At 64.5% G+C, this 15,826-nt stretch carries 15 protein-coding genes; 12 read left to right on the forward strand and 3 right to left on the reverse strand.

Features of this window, described 5'->3' with window-relative positions; translation table 11 throughout:
• Window positions 1-730 precede the first annotated feature (730 nt).
• From dnaA to O1Y97_RS00035, 7 genes are all read left to right on the forward strand, one after another.
• On the forward strand, window positions 731-2,263 hold the full coding sequence (gene dnaA, locus O1Y97_RS00005) for a chromosomal replication initiator protein DnaA (RefSeq protein WP_108605380.1): 1,533 nt from the start codon (window positions 731-733) through the stop codon (window positions 2,261-2,263).
• A gap of 202 nt (window positions 2,264-2,465) precedes the next feature.
• Window positions 2,466-3,584: a DNA polymerase III subunit beta gene (dnaN, locus tag O1Y97_RS00010; protein ID WP_318762675.1), complete on the forward strand. Its 1,119-nt coding sequence runs from the start codon at window positions 2,466-2,468 to the stop codon at window positions 3,582-3,584.
• A gap of 49 nt (window positions 3,585-3,633) precedes the next feature.
• On the forward strand, window positions 3,634-4,788 hold the full coding sequence (gene recF, locus O1Y97_RS00015) for a DNA replication/repair protein RecF (protein WP_318764267.1): 1,155 nt from the start codon (window positions 3,634-3,636) through the stop codon (window positions 4,786-4,788).
• Window positions 4,789-4,840: 52 nt separating this feature from the next.
• A complete protein-coding gene (locus O1Y97_RS00020) occupies window positions 4,841-5,599 on the forward strand; it encodes a molybdopterin-synthase adenylyltransferase MoeB (RefSeq protein ID WP_318762676.1) in 759 nt (252 codons plus the stop codon).
• A 2-nt stretch (window positions 5,600-5,601) separates the two neighbouring features.
• A complete protein-coding gene (locus O1Y97_RS00025; protein ID WP_318762677.1) occupies window positions 5,602-6,081 on the forward strand; it encodes a GNAT family N-acetyltransferase in 480 nt (159 codons plus the stop codon).
• Complete coding sequence (locus tag O1Y97_RS00030) at window positions 6,078-7,331, forward strand: aconitase X catalytic domain-containing protein (RefSeq protein WP_318762678.1); 1,254 nt, start codon at window positions 6,078-6,080, stop codon at window positions 7,329-7,331. The genes O1Y97_RS00025 and O1Y97_RS00030 overlap by 4 nt, the downstream gene beginning before the upstream one ends.
• Window positions 7,328-7,753 (forward strand): aconitase X swivel domain-containing protein, encoded by a 426-nt coding sequence (locus O1Y97_RS00035; protein WP_318762679.1) that lies wholly within the window; start codon window positions 7,328-7,330, stop codon window positions 7,751-7,753. Before O1Y97_RS00030 ends, O1Y97_RS00035 begins: the two co-directional genes overlap by 4 nt.
• A 60-nt stretch (window positions 7,754-7,813) precedes the next feature.
• On the opposite strand, the gene O1Y97_RS00040 is transcribed toward O1Y97_RS00035, so the two are convergent.
• Window positions 7,814-8,815: a 2-hydroxyacid dehydrogenase gene (locus O1Y97_RS00040; RefSeq protein ID WP_108605387.1), complete on the reverse strand. Its 1,002-nt coding sequence runs from the start codon at window positions 8,813-8,815 to the stop codon at window positions 7,814-7,816.
• A gap of 160 nt (window positions 8,816-8,975) precedes the next feature.
• Here O1Y97_RS00040 and O1Y97_RS00045 point away from each other — a divergent pair, with 160 nt between their 5' ends.
• Entirely contained in the window at window positions 8,976-9,533 is a 558-nt protein-coding gene (locus tag O1Y97_RS00045) for an SH3 domain-containing protein (protein ID WP_318762680.1), read from the forward strand.
• Between the two features lie 103 nt (window positions 9,534-9,636).
• On the opposite strand, the gene irrA is transcribed toward O1Y97_RS00045, so the two are convergent.
• Entirely contained in the window at window positions 9,637-10,062 is a 426-nt protein-coding gene (gene irrA / locus O1Y97_RS00050) for an iron response transcriptional regulator IrrA (RefSeq protein WP_108605389.1), read from the reverse strand.
• 251 nt (window positions 10,063-10,313) lie between these two features.
• Between irrA and fabA the strand changes: the two genes are divergently transcribed.
• From fabA to O1Y97_RS00070, 4 genes are all read left to right on the forward strand, one after another.
• Complete coding sequence (gene fabA / locus O1Y97_RS00055; RefSeq protein ID WP_108605390.1) at window positions 10,314-10,835, forward strand: 3-hydroxyacyl-[acyl-carrier-protein] dehydratase FabA; 522 nt, start codon at window positions 10,314-10,316, stop codon at window positions 10,833-10,835.
• 30 nt (window positions 10,836-10,865) lie between these two features.
• On the forward strand, window positions 10,866-12,089 hold the full coding sequence (gene fabB / locus O1Y97_RS00060) for a beta-ketoacyl-ACP synthase I (protein ID WP_183264167.1): 1,224 nt from the start codon (window positions 10,866-10,868) through the stop codon (window positions 12,087-12,089).
• Window positions 12,090-12,099: 10 nt separating this feature from the next.
• Window positions 12,100-12,912 (forward strand): enoyl-ACP reductase FabI, encoded by an 813-nt coding sequence (fabI, locus tag O1Y97_RS00065; protein WP_183264168.1) that lies wholly within the window; start codon window positions 12,100-12,102, stop codon window positions 12,910-12,912.
• 191 nt (window positions 12,913-13,103) lie between these two features.
• Window positions 13,104-14,642, forward strand: coding sequence for a putative bifunctional diguanylate cyclase/phosphodiesterase (locus O1Y97_RS00070; RefSeq protein ID WP_318762681.1), 1,539 nt, complete (start codon window positions 13,104-13,106; stop codon window positions 14,640-14,642).
• Between the two features lie 10 nt (window positions 14,643-14,652).
• Here O1Y97_RS00070 and O1Y97_RS00075 read toward each other — a convergent pair whose 3' ends face one another.
• Window positions 14,653-15,666, reverse strand: a complete 1,014-nt coding sequence (locus tag O1Y97_RS00075) for a class I SAM-dependent methyltransferase (protein WP_318762682.1) — start codon at window positions 15,664-15,666, stop codon at window positions 14,653-14,655.
• Between the last annotated feature and the right edge of the window lie 160 nt (window positions 15,667-15,826).

The raw sequence follows: 15,826 nt of genomic DNA on the forward strand, positions 1-15,826 counted from the left end.
CATACCCTTGGGGCACCAAGTTCTTTGCCGGCATATGCGGCTATTCTCATAAGTACAACTGCAGCAAGCGGCCTCCCCCGCAGACTCACCCTGGCAGAAATTCTCCTGTAAATTCATAGAGTTGTGAACGGTCATCCACAGCTTGTTCACGTCACCCGCGGGGCTTGGGGGACAAGTTGGTGTCAAGCGGATTCTTTTATAATTTTTTCCAACAGGGCCCGGTTTTTTTCGATCCCCGGAAAAGGGTTTGAATCACAAAGGCTTTGGCCGCGCGAGGGACACAAACGGGCTTTGAATCCGGGCGGGGGCTAAGCAGATTCATTAAAAACGCGTTAGACTCGGCCTTGCCCTGTCCACAGCGATTTTTGTAAGGTCTTTTCATCGAAGGGACGGGCACCAAGCCCTCTGCCAAGCCTAAAAATCGGCGGCGTTCTCGGCGTGGATGGAATCCGCGATCGGGGGAGGCGTGCTCACTTCGAGCTATACTTGGGGCGTGTGGGGATACACGGCATGGTGACTTTGCAATGCACCGGCGATTTCGCCGGAGGGCTACGCATTTGCCTGGTGCTGCTGCCCCCGCAGCACCAGCCTTCCGAAAGCGCCTGACGGCGCCGAGGAAGGCGATACGGGGCCTCGCCGGAAACGGCAGCATCCCGAATGAACATACCGGTGGAGATGCGAGCGGCGCATCCCCATACGGCAACGAGGACCGAAGGTTAGGGATTGCGACATGCAAAGCGGCATCGAAAGGGAAGCAAATGCGGGCTTTCTTTTTACCGGCGAACTGATCGAGGGGAACGAAGTGGCAGCAACCAGCGCCGCAGAGAAGAATTTTGACCGGGTCAAGACGCAGCTGCAGGTTCGCCTGGGCAGCGAAGTATTCTCGAGCTGGTTCGGCCGCATGAAGCTTGCCGAGACTTCGAAGGGCGTGGTGCGCCTTTCGGTGCCGACGGCCTTCCTGCGTTCCTGGATCAACAGCCACTATCTGGATCTGATTTCCGAGCTTTGGCGGCAGGAAGAACCCGAGCTCCTGAAGCTCGAAATCATCATCCGCACGGCCACCCGCCAGATGCGTCCCGGCGTCGAAGCCGAGGCCGCAGCACTGCGCAAGCCGGTGCGCCAGGCTCAGACGGCCCTGGCCACCAGCACCGTGGCTGCCGGACGCACCGAACGCCCCGCCCCTGCCCGCAACGGCACGGCGGATGCGGAGTTCAAGCAGAGCGTTCTCGGCTCGCCGCTCGACCCGCGCTACACGTTCCAGTCCTTCGTCGAAGGCCCGTCCAATCGCGTGGCGCTGGCCGCCGCCCGTGCGGTGGCGGAATCGAACTCGCGCTTCAACCCGCTGTTCCTCCACGCCACCGTCGGTCTCGGCAAGACGCACCTGCTCCAGGCGATCGCCGCCGAGTCGCTGCGCCAGAACCCGAAGTCGCGTGTCGTCTACCTGACGGCCGAATACTTCATGTGGCGTTTTGCGACCGCGATCCGCGACAACAACGCGCTGACGCTCAAGGAACAGCTGCGCGACATCGACCTGCTGATCATCGACGACATGCAGTTCCTGCAGGGCAAGTCGATCCAGCACGAGTTCTGCCATCTCATCAACATGCTGCTCGACTCGGCCAAGCAGGTCGTGGTGGCAGCCGACCGCCCGCCGGCAGAACTGGAATCGCTCGAACCCCGCGTCCGCTCACGCCTCAATGGCGGCGTGGCGCTCGAAATGTCGGCGCCGGACTTCGGCATGCGCCTGGGCATGCTCAAGATGCGCTTTGCCGGCGCCAAGAACGAAGACCCGAACCTTGCCATCGACGAGGAGATCCTCGCCCATGTCGCCCGCACGGTCACCGGCAGCGGCCGCGAACTGGAAGGCGCCTTCAACCAGCTGATCTTCCGCCAGTCGTTCGAACCGCAGCTGTCGATCGAGCGGATCGACGAGATCCTCGGCCATATCTATCGCTCGGGCGAGCCCAAGCGCGTGCGTATCGAAGACATCCAGCGCGTCGTCGCGCGCCACTACAACGTGTCGAAGACGGAGCTCCTTTCGAACCGCCGCACCCGCACCATCGTCAAGCCGCGCCAGATCGCCATGTATCTGTCGAAGGTGATGACGCCGCGCTCGCTGCCCGAGATCGGCAGGCGCTTCGGCGGCCGCGACCACACAACCGTGCTGCACGCCGTGCGCAAGATCGAGGACCTCTCGGGCGGCGACAACACGCTGGCGCAGGAACTCGAGCTGCTGAGAAGGCTGATCAACGACCAGGCCTGACGGCTCGGTGGCGGCGGCGACCGATCGACGTCCGCCACTTATCCCCAGAACGCCCGCGCAACCGCCCTGGAATGGCTGCGCGGGCTTGCCTTTCCATAGCTTTTACTGTCAGACTCGGCGCAATTCCGATCGTGTTGCGGGCTTTCCCGGGCGCATTCGAGCCCGTGAGCCCGCACCTTCAAATAAGCGAGCCTGTTTCGTCATGCGTGTTATCCTGGAACGCTCCAACCTGTTGAAGTCGCTGAACCACGTGCACCGCGTGGTGGAGCGGCGAAACACGATCCCGATTCTTTCCAACGTGCTGCTGCAGGCCAACGGCGCAAGCCTCGAACTCAAGGCCACCGACCTCGACCTCGAGATCTCGGAAGCTACGCCGGCAAATGTCGAGCAAGGCGGTGCGACCACCGTACCCGCCCACCTGCTCTACGACATCGTGCGCAAGCTGCCCGACGGCGCCGAAGTGATGCTGAGGACCGACGAAGACGGCAACGCCATGTCGGTGGTGTCGGGCCGTTCGAGCTTCCGGCTGCAATGCCTGCCGCAGTCGGACTTCCCGGAGCTTTCGGCCGGCACCTTCTCGCATATCTTCCGGCTCGACGCCCAGGCGCTGAAGGGCCTGATCGACAAGACGCAGTTTGCCATCTCGACCGAAGAGACGCGCTACTACCTCAACGGCATTTACCTTCACACGCATGAGAGCGGCGGCAAGCTGATGCTGCGTGCGGTTGCCACCGACGGCCACCGCCTCGCCCGTGCCGAGGTCGAGGCTCCGGCCGGATCGGAAGGCATGCCGGGCATCATCATCCCGCGCAAGACGGTCAGCGAGTTGCAGAAGCTGATGGACACGCCCGACGTGGCGGTGACGACCGAGCTTTCCGATACCAAGATCCGCCTGACCATCGGCGGCGTGATCCTGACCTCGAAGCTGATCGACGGCACCTTCCCCGACTACCAGCGCGTCATTCCGAGCGGCAACGACAAGCAGCTGATCATCGACCGGCAGAGCTTTGCCGCGGCCGTCGACCGCGTCTCGACTATCTCGTCCGAGCGCGGCCGCGCGGTGAAGCTGACGATCGCCGACGGCCAGGTGACACTTGCCGTCAACAACCCCGATTCGGGCAGCGCGACCGAAGAACTCGCCGCCGACTACTCGTCGGACCCGATCGAGATCGGCTTCAACGCCAAGTACCTGCTCGACGTCGCCGCCCAGCTCTCGGGCAGCGAAGCGCGCTTCATGCTGGCCGATGCCGGCTCCCCCACGCTCATCCACGACACAGCCGACGAGAACGCTCTCTACGTGCTGATGCCGATGCGCGTGTAGCGCCCCGACGCCCGTGCCAGACCAGGAACCGGGGGGCGAGCGAAAACGCATCCCCTCGACGCATATCCGCAAGCTCACGCTTACGGACTTCCGCAACTATGCCTCGCTTGCGCTCGACCTCAGGCCTGGTGCCGTGGTGTTCACCGGCGACAACGGCGCCGGCAAGACCAACCTGCTCGAAGCGATTTCGTTTCTGACGCCTGGGCGCGGGCTGCGCCGCGCGCCCTATCCTGACGTGGCGCGCGAAGGCAGTGCCGGCGGCTTTGCCGTACATGCCGGCATCGAAGGATCGTTCGGCGATGTCGAAATCGGCACAGGCACCGCACCGGAAGCCGCCAACGAAGCCGGCCGGCGCGTGCGCATCAACGGCGCCAATGCAAAGTCGGCCGACGAGATGCTCGACTGGCTGCGCGTGGTCTGGCTGACGCCGTCGATGGACGCGCTGTTCACCGGGCCGACCGGCGACCGCAGGCGCTTCCTCGACCGGCTGGTGCTGGCCATCGACCCGGCACACGGCCAGCGCGCGCTCGACTACGAAAAGGCGATGCGCGGCCGCAACCGGCTGCTTTCAGAGGACCGCCGCGACAATGCCTGGTTCGATGCGATCGAGATCCAGATGGCCGAGACCGGTGCGGCTATCGCCGCCGCCCGCGTCGAGATGGTGCGGCTGCTCACCGCCATGATCGGCCGCATGCCCGAGACCGGCCCCTTCCCGCAGGCCGAGCTGGCGCTTTCCGGAACGCTGGAGGAAAGCATCGGCAACATGCCGGCGGTGGAACTGGAAGAGCGCTTCCGCCAGGCGCTCGCGAGCGACCGCGACCGCGACCGTGCGGCGGGCCGCACGCTGGAAGGCCCTCATCGCTCCGACCTGCTGGTGCGACATCGGCCGAAATCGATGCCGGCCGAACTGTGCTCGACCGGCGAGCAGAAGGCACTGCTGGTCGGCATCGTCATCTCGCATGCGCGCCTGACCGGCGAAATGGCGGGCGCAGCCCCCATCCTGCTGCTCGACGAGATCGCCGCCCATCTCGACGCCGGACGCCGCGCGGCGCTGTTCGAGATCCTCGAGGACCTCAACTGCCAGGCCTTCATGACCGGCACCGAAGCCAGCCTGTTTTCGAGCCTCGCTGGGCGGGCGCAGTTCCTGACCGTCGACCACGGCAGCGTTCGAGCGACGGCCGGTCCCGACGGCATGGCCCCATAGATCGCGCCGCTACCGGACTGACAAGCAGAACTCGCGGCGATATGGTTGCGTCATGAACCAGTCAGCCCCGCTCTCTTCAGAAGAACTCGAACGCTACGCCCGCCACATCGTGCTGCCGGAGATCGGCGGCCCGGGCCAGCAGAAGCTGAAGCGCGCCCGCGTGCTGGTGATCGGCGCCGGCGGGCTCGGCGCGCCGGTTCTTGAGTATCTGGCGGCGGCAGGCGTCGGCACGCTCGGCATCGTCGACGACGATCATGTCTCGTTGTCCAACCTGCAGCGCCAGGTGATCCACGACACCCAGTCGATCGGCATCTCCAAGGCCGAAAGCGCAAGGACCGCGATCCTGCGTATCAACCCGCATGTGAAGGTCGAACTGCACAAGCTCAGGCTGACGCCCGACAATGCGGCGGATCTGATCGCCGGTTATGACATGGTCATCGACGGTTCCGACAATTTCGAAACACGCTACGCCGTGGCCGACGCCAGCGCCGAGGTGAAGCGGCCGCTGGTGCATGCCGCGGTCGGTCGTTTCGACGGCTCGATCACCGTGCTGAAGCCTTTCGAGTCCGGTGCCGACGGACGCCGAAACCCCTCGTACCGCGACCTGTTTCCCGAACCGCCGCCGGCGGGACTTGTGCCCTCCTGCGCGGTGGCAGGCGTGCTCGGCGCGCTGACAGGCGTCATCGGCACGCTGCAGGCAATGGAGGCGATCAAGCTGATCACCGGCATCGGCGAACCGCTGGTCGGCCGCCTGCTGCTCTACGATGCGCTCGGCGCCCGGTTCGACACGGTCCGCTACAAGGCGCCCTGACGATGACCGGCGTGATCGGCACCCGCCTCCCCGAGGATTTTTCGGCCTGGGCCGAATTGCATGACCTGATCATGCGGTCCTTCGCCTACATGGACGGCGTCATCGACCCGCCGTCCTCGGCGCATCGGCTGACGCCGGCCAACCTTCGCGACAAGGCCAGCAACGAGATCTGTTTCATCGCCACGCTGGACGGCAGGCTCGCCGGCTGCATCTTCGCCGCCGAGCGCGCCGACGGCTTTTATGTCGGCAAGCTGGCGGTCGATGACAGTGCCCGCGGGATGGGCATCGGCCGGGCGCTGATGCAGGCGGCCGAACACCATGCCGTCGCGCAAGGCAAACCCACACTCGAACTGCAGACCCGAATCGAGCTCGAAGCCAATCACGCGACCTTCGAACGGATGGGTTTCGTCGAATTCGAGCGCACGGCACACGAGGGCTACGACCGCCCGACCTCGATCACCTACCGGAAGACGCTCAATTGAGCCTCGAACTCACAGCCGACGAGCGGCGGATCGCCAATGGCACCGATGGTGCGGCGATGGCGATGCGCATCGTCGCCGAAAGTGCCGCCCTGCTCGGCGCCCCCAGGCTGATCCCGATTGCCTCGGCGCATATCGACGGTGCGCTCTACCACGGCGATTCGGGCACGCTGTTCGCAGAAAGACTGGTCGAAGGCGGCGCGCGGGTAGGGGTGCGTTCGACGCTCAATGTCGGCGCGCTCGACCTCATGGGCTGCTCGCGCGTGCGCCTGGAAGAGCCGCAACGCTCGATGGCGCGGCGCATGATGGAGGCCTATCGCAAGCTCGGCTGCGAACAGAGCTGGACCTGCGCGCCCTATCAGGCCGGCCACCGGCCCGCTCTGGGCAGCGACGTCGCCTGGGGCGAATCGAACGCGGTGGTGTTCTGCAATTCGGTCCTCGGCGCGCGCACCAACCGCTACGGCGATTTCCTCGACATCGCCTGCGCCATATCAGGCCGGGCGCCCGACTATGGCCTGCACCGGCCAGAAAATCGCCTGGCCAGGCTGGTGTTCGACGTCTCCGCCCTGCCCCGGACCTTCATGGCTTCCGAGATCGCCTGGCCGGTGCTGGGCAGCCTTTATGGCCGCGAAGTCGGCGACGCGGTTGGTGTCGTCACGGGTGTGACCAAGAATCCCGGCGAGGACGCGCTCAAGGCATTCGGTGCCGCCGCGGCCTCGTCGGGCGCGGTCGGGCTGTCTCACATCGCAGGCGTGACGCCGGAAGCACCCGATGCCGAGACGGCGCTGGGCGGCGTGGATGCCGAAACTGTGATCCGCGTCACGCCGGACATGGTCGCCGAGGCGCAGGCGCGCCTGTCGACGGCTGAAAACGCCGACCGAATCGACGCCGTCGCCATCGGCAGCCCGCACTTGTCGCTGGCGGAATTCGACGCGCTGGAGCGGCTGATGTCAGGGCGGCGACTCACAGTGCCGATCCACGCCTGCACCGGCCGGCATGTTCTTGGCGAACTCGACCGCGACGGCAGGCGCAAGGTGCTGGAAGACCTGGGCGTGGTCATCGTCGCTGATACCTGCGTGGTCGTGACGCCGATCCTGCCCGACCGGTCGGGCGGCGTGCTGATGACCAACTCCGGCAAGTTCGCCCACTATGCGCCCGGCAATACCGGTTATGCCGTGCTTTATGGCTCGCTCGCCGATTGCGTCGAGAGCGCCGTCGCCGGCAGGCCGCTGTTTGCGGAGATCAAACGATGAGCCAGGCCGCAATCCTGGTACCAGGCCAGGCGGGCGAAGGCCCGGCACTGATCCTGTCGGCGCCGATCAGCTTCTGGGGTGGGGTCGATCCGAAATCCGGACGCATTGCCGACGTGCGCCATCCTGAATGCGGAGAGAGCATCGCCGGCAAAGTGCTGTTCCTGCCCGGCACCATCGGCTCGTCGTCGGCGTCGGCGGTGCTGATGGAATTGGTGCATGCCGGCCATGCGCCGGCGGCGCTGGTGCTGCACGAGCCCGACGCCATCCTGCTGCTCGGGCTGATCGTGGCGCGCGAGATGGGCTGGATGACCCCGGTGGCGGTGAAGTTGCCGCGCGACGCGTTCAGCGCCTTCGAAGGCCAGCAAGTGCGGGTCGGGGCTGACGGCGAGGTGACGATTCGGGGTTCGGACCTGACGGACTGAATTCATCAGTGCGTCCTTCGAGCCTCGAAGGACGCAGCGAACGTGCAGCGCCCTCGCTGATCAGGTCCTGAGCGGCAGCACCCTATCCGGCGGGCGATGCCCGTCGACATGGGCACGAATGTTGATGATGACCTTCTCGCCCATGTCGATACGGCCTTCGATGGTGGCCGAGCCCATATGCGGCATCAGCACCACCTTGCCCTTGGCGGCGAGCTTGAGCAGCTTGTGGTTGACCGCCGGCTCATGCTCGAAGACGTCGAGGGCAGCACCGGCAAGCTTGCCGTCCTGCAGCATCTTGACCAGTGCATCCTCGTCGATGATGTCGCCACGGGCGATGTTGACGAGGTAGGCGTGCGGCTGCATCAGCGCCAGCCGGCGCCCCGACAGCAAATGGAAGGTCGCCGGCGTCGACGGGCAGTTGATCGAGATGATGTCCATGCGGGCGAGCATCTGGTCGAGGCTTTCCCAGTAGGTCGCCTCCAGCTCGTCTTCGACCGATTGCAGCACGCGGTGGCGGTTGTGATAGTGGATCGACAGGCCGAAAGCCTTGGCGCGGCGGGCAACGGCGGTGCCGATGCGGCCCATGCCGACGATGCCGAGACGCTTGCCGCCGATGCGGCGGCCGAGCATCCAGGTCGGCGACCAGCCAGCCCATTTCTTGTCGCCGGTGAGAACGCTCGCGCCCTCGGTCAGGCGGCGCGGCACGGCGAGCATCAGCGCCATCGCCATGTCGGCCGTGTCTTCGGTCAAGACATTCGGCGTGTTGGTGACGGTGATGCCGCGTTTCGCGGCAGCGGTGACATCGATCTTGTCGACGCCATTGCCGAAATTGGCGATCAGCTTGAGATTAGGCCCGGCCTGCTCGATCAGGGCTGCGTCGATGGTGTCAGTGACCGTCGGCACCAGCACGTCGGCCTCCTTGACCGCCGCCACCAGCTCCGGCTGGGTCATCGGTCGGTCGTCGACATTGAGGCGCGCGTCGAACAATTCGCGCATGCGCGTCTCGACCTGGTCGGGCAGCTTGCGCGTAATGACGACGAGAGGCTTTTTTCGACCGGCCATTCTATCCTCGACGAAGATCTCGTTGAGACCTCTTTAACCAAGACCGGCGAAACTGGGAACCGATCACTGAGCGGTAATCTGTGTAACAAGCAGTGCCGCCGAAGACAAAGAAAAAGGGTGCCCGCCAAAAGGACACCAGGTTCAAACAGAGGTTACGGAAGTGTCTGGTTTCGCGTCGCTCCGCCTGGCCGTCAGCGCAGCACTGATCGGCATTGCTTTCGTTTCGCCGAATGCCGGTCTGGTCGGCCCCGCCGTGGCGGCCCAGGACGTCAGGCTCGGCCCGAGCGGGCTGCCGCTGCCGCGATTCGTCAGCCTGAAATCCGGCAAAGTCAATTCGCGCATCGGCCCCGGCGTCAACTATCCGGTCGACTGGCTTTATCTCAAGCCGGGCCTGCCGATGGAAATCATCCAGGAATATGACAACTGGCGCCGCGTGCGCGACTCGGAAGGTGCCGAGGGCTGGATCAACCAGTCGCTGCTGTCGGGCCACCGCACGGCGATGACGGCTCCCTGGCAGCGCGGCAAGCCGGCACAGCTCAACCTGCTGGCCAAACCCGAACAGGGCGCGCGCACCGTCGCCGTCATCGACCCAGGCGTGATCGGCTCGATCAAGCAGTGCAACGGCGAATGGTGCGAGATGACCTTTGCCGGCACGAGCGGCTGGCTCAGCCAGTCGCAGGTCTGGGGTGCATACCCCGGCGAAAGCATCGAGAACTGACGGCTGACCCTGCCGTGCCGCGCGTCCTCAAGGACGCGCAAAGGCGACGCCTGCGGCGAAAATTGGCGGTTGCAACGAAAAGCCCCTATCGCGGGGCCGGCCATCAGGCCGTGCGCTTGGGCCTGAGCCTTACCACGATATCGACATTGGCGATTTCCATGCCTTCCGGAGGTTCCGGCAGGTTGGTGACCGTGACCGGGCCCGATTCGATATCGAACACGCGGTTTTCGCCTTCGATGAAGAAGTGGTGGTGGTCGGAGGTGTTGGTGTCGAAATAGGTCTTCGAGCCTTCGACCGCGAGAATGCGCAAGAGCCCGGACTCGGTGAACTGGTGCAGCGCGTTGTAGACGGTCGCCAGCGACACCGGCACGCCGGCGCCCAGCGCCTCTTCGTGCAGCTCCTCCGCCGAGAGGTGGCGGTCGCCCTTTGCGAACAGGAGTTCGGCCAACGCGATGCGCTGCCGCGTGGGCCTCAGCCCCGCGTCACGGACACGCGCTTCCACAGCAATACTGGCCTTGCGGGAATCCACTCGGTTTGCCTCGTCGAAGTTGGCCTTCGCCTCAATAATATCCGCCAGGCGCCCTCAAATCCGAATGGAACGCCGGCAAGCTATGCCTGACATATATTCTGTCGTTCAAATGCGATCAATAGCGCGCATTGACCCAGGCGGACGGGCACGTTAATCGCAAACGCCGGTTTCCGGCTGCAAACAGTCTGTGCTAGTGAGAGCACACAAGAAGGGCGTGGCACCGCCCGAGAACTATTACGGGGAAGGTGTTCATGGCCGATCAGAAATCCAGCTACGGCTACGAAGAATTGCTGGCATGTGCCCGCGGCGAGCTGTTCGGACCCGGCAATGCCCAGCTGCCGGCCCCGCCGATGCTGATGTTCGATCGCATCACCGAGATCAGCGAGACCGGCGGCGAGTTCGACAAGGGCTTCGTCCGCGCCGAATTCGACATCAAGCCGGACCTTTGGTTCTTCCCCTGCCACTTCATCGGCAATCCCATCATGCCGGGCTGCCTCGGCCTCGACGCCATGTGGCAGCTGACTGGCTTCTTCCTCGGCTGGCTCGGCGAGTCCGGCAAGGGCATGGCGCTCTCCACCGGCGAGGTGAAGTTCAAGGGCATGGTCACGCCTTCGGTGAAAAAGGTCGAATACGGCATCGACTTCAAGCGCGTCATGCGCGGCCGCCTGGTGCTCGGCATTGCCGATGGCTGGCTGAAGGCTGACGGCGAACCTATCTACAAGGCTACCGACCTGAAGGTCGGGCTCTCGAAGCAGGAAGCCTCGGCCGTCTGATCGGCCCCATACACTGGACCGGAGATTCTCATGAGACGTGTCGTCGTAACTGGCCTTGGCATCGTATCGTCCATCGGCAACAACGCCTCCGAGGTTCAAGCTTCGCTGCGTGACGCCAAGTCCGGCATCAGCTTTTCCGAATCCTTTGCCGAACATGGCTTCAAGTGCCAGGTCTGGGGCGCGCCGAATCTCGACACGACCGAGCTTGTCGACCGTCGCGCAGCGCGCTTCCTGTCGCAGGGCGGCATGTGGAACCATGTCGCCATGAAGCAGGCGATCGCCGACAGCGGTCTCGAAGAGAACGTCATTTCCGGCAACGAACGCACCGGCATCATCATGGGTTCGGGCGGTCCTTCGACCCGCACCATCGTCGAAGCCGCAGAGATCACGCTCAAGAACAACAGCCCCAAGCGCATCGGGCCGTTCGCCGTGCCGAAGGCGATGTCTTCGACCGCATCGGCAACGCTCGCCACCTGGTTCAAGATCCACGGCGTCAACTATTCGATCTCGTCGGCCTGCTCGACCTCGGCGCATTGCATCGGCAACGCCGCCGAGATGATCCAGTGGGGCAAGCAGGACGTCATGTTCGCCGGCGGCCACGAGGACCTCGACTGGACCATGTCGAACCTGTTCGACGCCATGGGAGCCATGTCGTCCAAGTACAACGACCGCGCCTCGGTCGCCTCGCGCGCCTATGACGCCAACCGCGACGGCTTCGTCATCGCCGGCGGCGCGGGCGTGCTGGTGCTCGAGGAGCTCGAACACGCAAAGGCGCGCGGCGCCAGGATCTATTGCGAATTGGTCGGCTACGGCGCGACATCAGACGGCTACGACATGGTCGCGCCGTCGGGCGAAGGCGCCATGCGCTGCATGCGGCAGGCACTGTCGACGGTGAAGGGTCCGGTCGACTACATCAACACCCACGGCACCTCGACGCCGGTAGGCGACTCGAAGGAAATGGGCGCGATCCGCGAAGTCTTTGCAGACAAGCTCCCCAACATCACCTCGACCAAGTCGCTGACCGGCCACTCGCTGGGTGCGGCCGGCGTGCAGGAATCGATCTACTCGATCCTGATGATGCAGGGCGGCTTCATCGGCGAGAGCGCTCATATCGAGGAGCTCGACCCGGAATTCGAAGGCATGCCGATCGTACGCAAGCGCATCGACAACGCCAAGATCGACACGGTGCTGTCCAATTCCTTCGGCTTCGGCGGCACCAACGCCACGCTCGTTTTCCAGCGCCTCTCCGCATAGGGACACCGACATGGATGGATTGATGAAGGGCAAGCGCGGGCTCATCATGGGCGTCGCGAACGACCACTCCATTGCCTGGGGTATCGCGCAGAAGCTCGCCCAGCACGGCGCCGAGCTTGCCTTCACCTATCAGGGCGAGGCCTTTGGCCGCCGCGTCAAGCCGCTGGCCGAGAAGGTCGGCGCGGAGATCCTGGTGCCCTGCGACGTCGAGGACAGCGCCTCGGTGGCTGCCGCCTTCGACACGCTCAGGGAAAAGTGGGGCGGCATCGACTTCCTGGTTCACGCCATTGGCTTCTCCGACAAGAACGAGCTGAAGGGCCTCTACGCCGACACCACGCGCGAAAATTTCGTGCGCACCATGGTGATCTCGTGCTTTTCGTTCACCGAAGTCGCCAAGCACGCTGCGGCCCTGATGAACGACGGCGGCTCGATGATCACCCTGACCTATGCCGGGTCGGTGCGCGTCATGCCCAACTACAACGTCATGGGCGTCGCCAAGGCAGGCCTCGAGGCCAGTGTCCGGTATCTCGCCAACGACTACGGCCCGCGCGGCATCCGCATCAACGGCATCTCGGCCGGCCCGGTGCGCACGCTGGCAGGTGCTGGCATCTCGGATGCCCGCCACATGTTCTCCTACCAGCAGCGCAACTCGCCGCTGCGGCGCACCGTGACCCTCGACGAGGTTGGCGGTTCGGCGCTGTACCTGCTGTCGGACCTGTCGTCGGGTGTCACCGGCGAGATCCATTACGTTGATTCGGGCTATCACATCGTCTCGATGCCGACGCTGGACGAGCTCAAGCAGATGGACGGTGGCCGCGAGTAGTATCCCGAAATCGGATTCGATTTCCGGCAAGCCCCATGTACCTATTCATGCTTTTGCAGCGTCTTTTGCGCTTATGGGAAGACTTGCGGCGGGGTGAAAATTCTTGCCCAAATTAAAATTGTAGACAATCGCCGCAAGCGATCTTAACGAGCGAATCGGTAGTGATGCCACGCAAGTTAGGAAAGTCACGCATGCCTGCCGTCAGGAATCCCCGTCGAAGCCCGCTGTTTCGGCTCGTCACCATCGCCAGTTCGGGGTTGGGCAGTTTCACATTGGGCATGTGGGGGCTGAAGTTCGCCCTTGGCGACAACATCGGCGGCATGCCCACGGAAGTTGCCAGCGCGGTCATCGCCGCGCTTTGCGCGCTCGCTGCGTCGATTGCAGCCATGTCGTTCTTCGCCGGCATCGACGAATCGGCCGATTACGTCTTCAACGAGACCCATTTCGACAAGCTGACCGGGCTGCTGGCCCGTACCGCGATGGTCGGCAAGATCGCCGAGGCGGCGTCGGCCACGGCACGAACCGGCAAGCCGGTGTTCCTCATCGACATCGATATCGACCGCTTCAAGCAGATCAACGATGCCATCGGCTACAGCAATGGCGACGCGCTGATCCGTGCCTTCACCGCAAGGCTCAAGGCGGCGCTGCCGCGCGACGTGGTCGTCGGCCGCATCGGCGCCGGCGAATTCGCCATCCTCTATCCCGACCAGGCCTTGCACGGGTCGCTCGAAGCGCTCATCGACCGCGTCATCCACGATCTCATGCGGCCTTACCCGCTGGCATCGCATCTCCAGTCGGTCAACGTGTCCGTCGGCGTCGTCGCCATGCCCAAGGACGGCTACGATCCGGTGACGCTGCTACGCCGCTCCAACCTGGCACTGCAGAACGCGCGCGCCAGCGGCATCGGCGCCTGGGCCGTTTTCCAGCCCGAGATGGGCCGCGTCGCAGATCACCGCCAATGGGTCGAGTCGGAACTGCATGTCGCCTTCGAGCGCGGCGACTTCGACCTTCACTACCAGCCGCAGCTCGACCTGCCGACCGGCCGCGTCGTCGGCTACGAGGCGTTGATCCGCTGGAACCACCCCGAGCGCGGCATGATCGCGCCCAACGAGTTCATCTCGGTCGCCGAAGAAACCGGCATGATCGCCCCGATCGGCGAATGGGTGCTGCGCAAGGCCTGCACCGATGCGCGCCTGCTGCCGGAAGACTGCTTCGTGGCGGTCAACATTTCGCCGGTCCAGTTCATGACCCGCGACTTCGTCGGCATCGTCGAGAAGATCATCAAGGAAACCGGCATCGCGCCCAAGCGGCTCGAACTGGAGCTGACCGAATCGGCGATGATGCAGGACCGCGACCGCGCCGCCCTGATCTTGAAGCAGTTGACGGCGATGGGCATTTCGGTGGCCGTCGACGATTTCGGCACCGGCTACTCTAACCTCGCCTACCTGATCGACTTCTCGTTCCACAAGCTCAAGATCGACCGTTCCTTCGTCAGCCGCATGGAAACCGACAGCAATTCCGGCGCCGTGGTCTCGACCATCGTCGGCCTGTCCAGGGCGCTCGGCGTGCGCACCATTGCCGAGGGCGTCGAGACGGAAAACCAGGCCACCCTGCTCAGGGCGGCTGGCTGCCAGGTGGTGCAGGGCTATTTCTTCGGACGGCCGGCGCCGCTGGTCATTGGCGACGCAGGGCTTGTCGTTCCCGCTGACCGCCCCACCAGCCTGCACTGAAAACGTACGCTCAGCGCTTGGCGGAATAGACCCTGAAGGCGCTGTCGACGGCTATTTCCTGAACCGATGAGAATGTTGCCGCCAGCACCGGCTGGTAGGGCAGATGGCGGTTGGCCACCATGAACAGCCTGCCGCCCGGCTTGAGCGCGGCAGATGCCGCCTTGATCATGCGCTGGCCGATCTCCGGATCGGCATCGCGATCCTGATGGAACGGCGGGTTCATCACCACCAAATCGTAGCGCCGCTCGACCGGTTCCTTGGCGAGATCCTGCCAGTGGAACGCAGGCTGGACAGGTGTGTTGGGCACGTTGGCCTTGGCCGCCTCCAGCGCGTCGAAGTCGGCCTCGAACAGGTCGAGCGCCTTGAGTTCCTTGGCGCGCGCGGCCACCTCGGCGGCGACATAGCCCCAGCCGGCGCAGAAATCGGCGACCTTGCCCTTGATGTCGGACGGCAGATTGTCGGCTAGCAGGCGCGAACCGGCATCGACGCGTTCGAACGAGAACATGCCGGGCGCGGTGCGGAAACGGTCCTCGACCAGTTGCTCGGGATTGTCAGCGCGCAAGGCGGCAGCGGCAGCGTCCGCCTGCGCGGTGCGCCGGAACCATAGTGCGGTGCCGTGATACTTGGGCAGATGGTCCTCGATCTCGAGCAGGCCGCCAAGCCGCTTGCGCAGGCTGGCAATGCCGTCGTCCTTGCCGCCGGCAACAACGATCAGGCCGCCGGCCGCCACGCGCTCGATCGCCTCGGCAATTCGCAGTTCGTTGAGGCCGCGATGCCTGCCGGCGAGCACGAGAGCCGTGTCGAAGCCGTCTTCCTCGGCGCGTGCAGTCACATCATGTCCCGCGGCCGCCAGGGCCAGCACGTGGGGTCGAAAGCCCTGAACCAGGGAAAGCTTTGCGTCGAAGCCCTGCGGCGTCCTGAAGCCCGGCTCGGCGCCGATGAACAACACGCGCGCGCCCTGCCTCGGCATCGCCAGGACGTCGGCCTCGAAGGGATAGAACAGGGTTTTCAGGGCATCGCGCATTCTGGCATCCTAGTCGTGCGTCCTGCGAGGCTCGCCCTCGGCAAGCACCTCAGGATGAGGGTTGGTGGCGCCACCAACCGGAGATGTTGTGGCTTGATGGAACCTGTCATGCTGCCACCGAGCCGCTACCTACCTCATCCTGAGGTGTGAGCGAAGCGAG

It is taken from the genome of Aminobacter niigataensis, from assembly GCF_946995915.1.
Taxonomy (GTDB): Bacteria; Pseudomonadota; Alphaproteobacteria; order Rhizobiales; family Rhizobiaceae; genus Aminobacter; species Aminobacter niigataensis.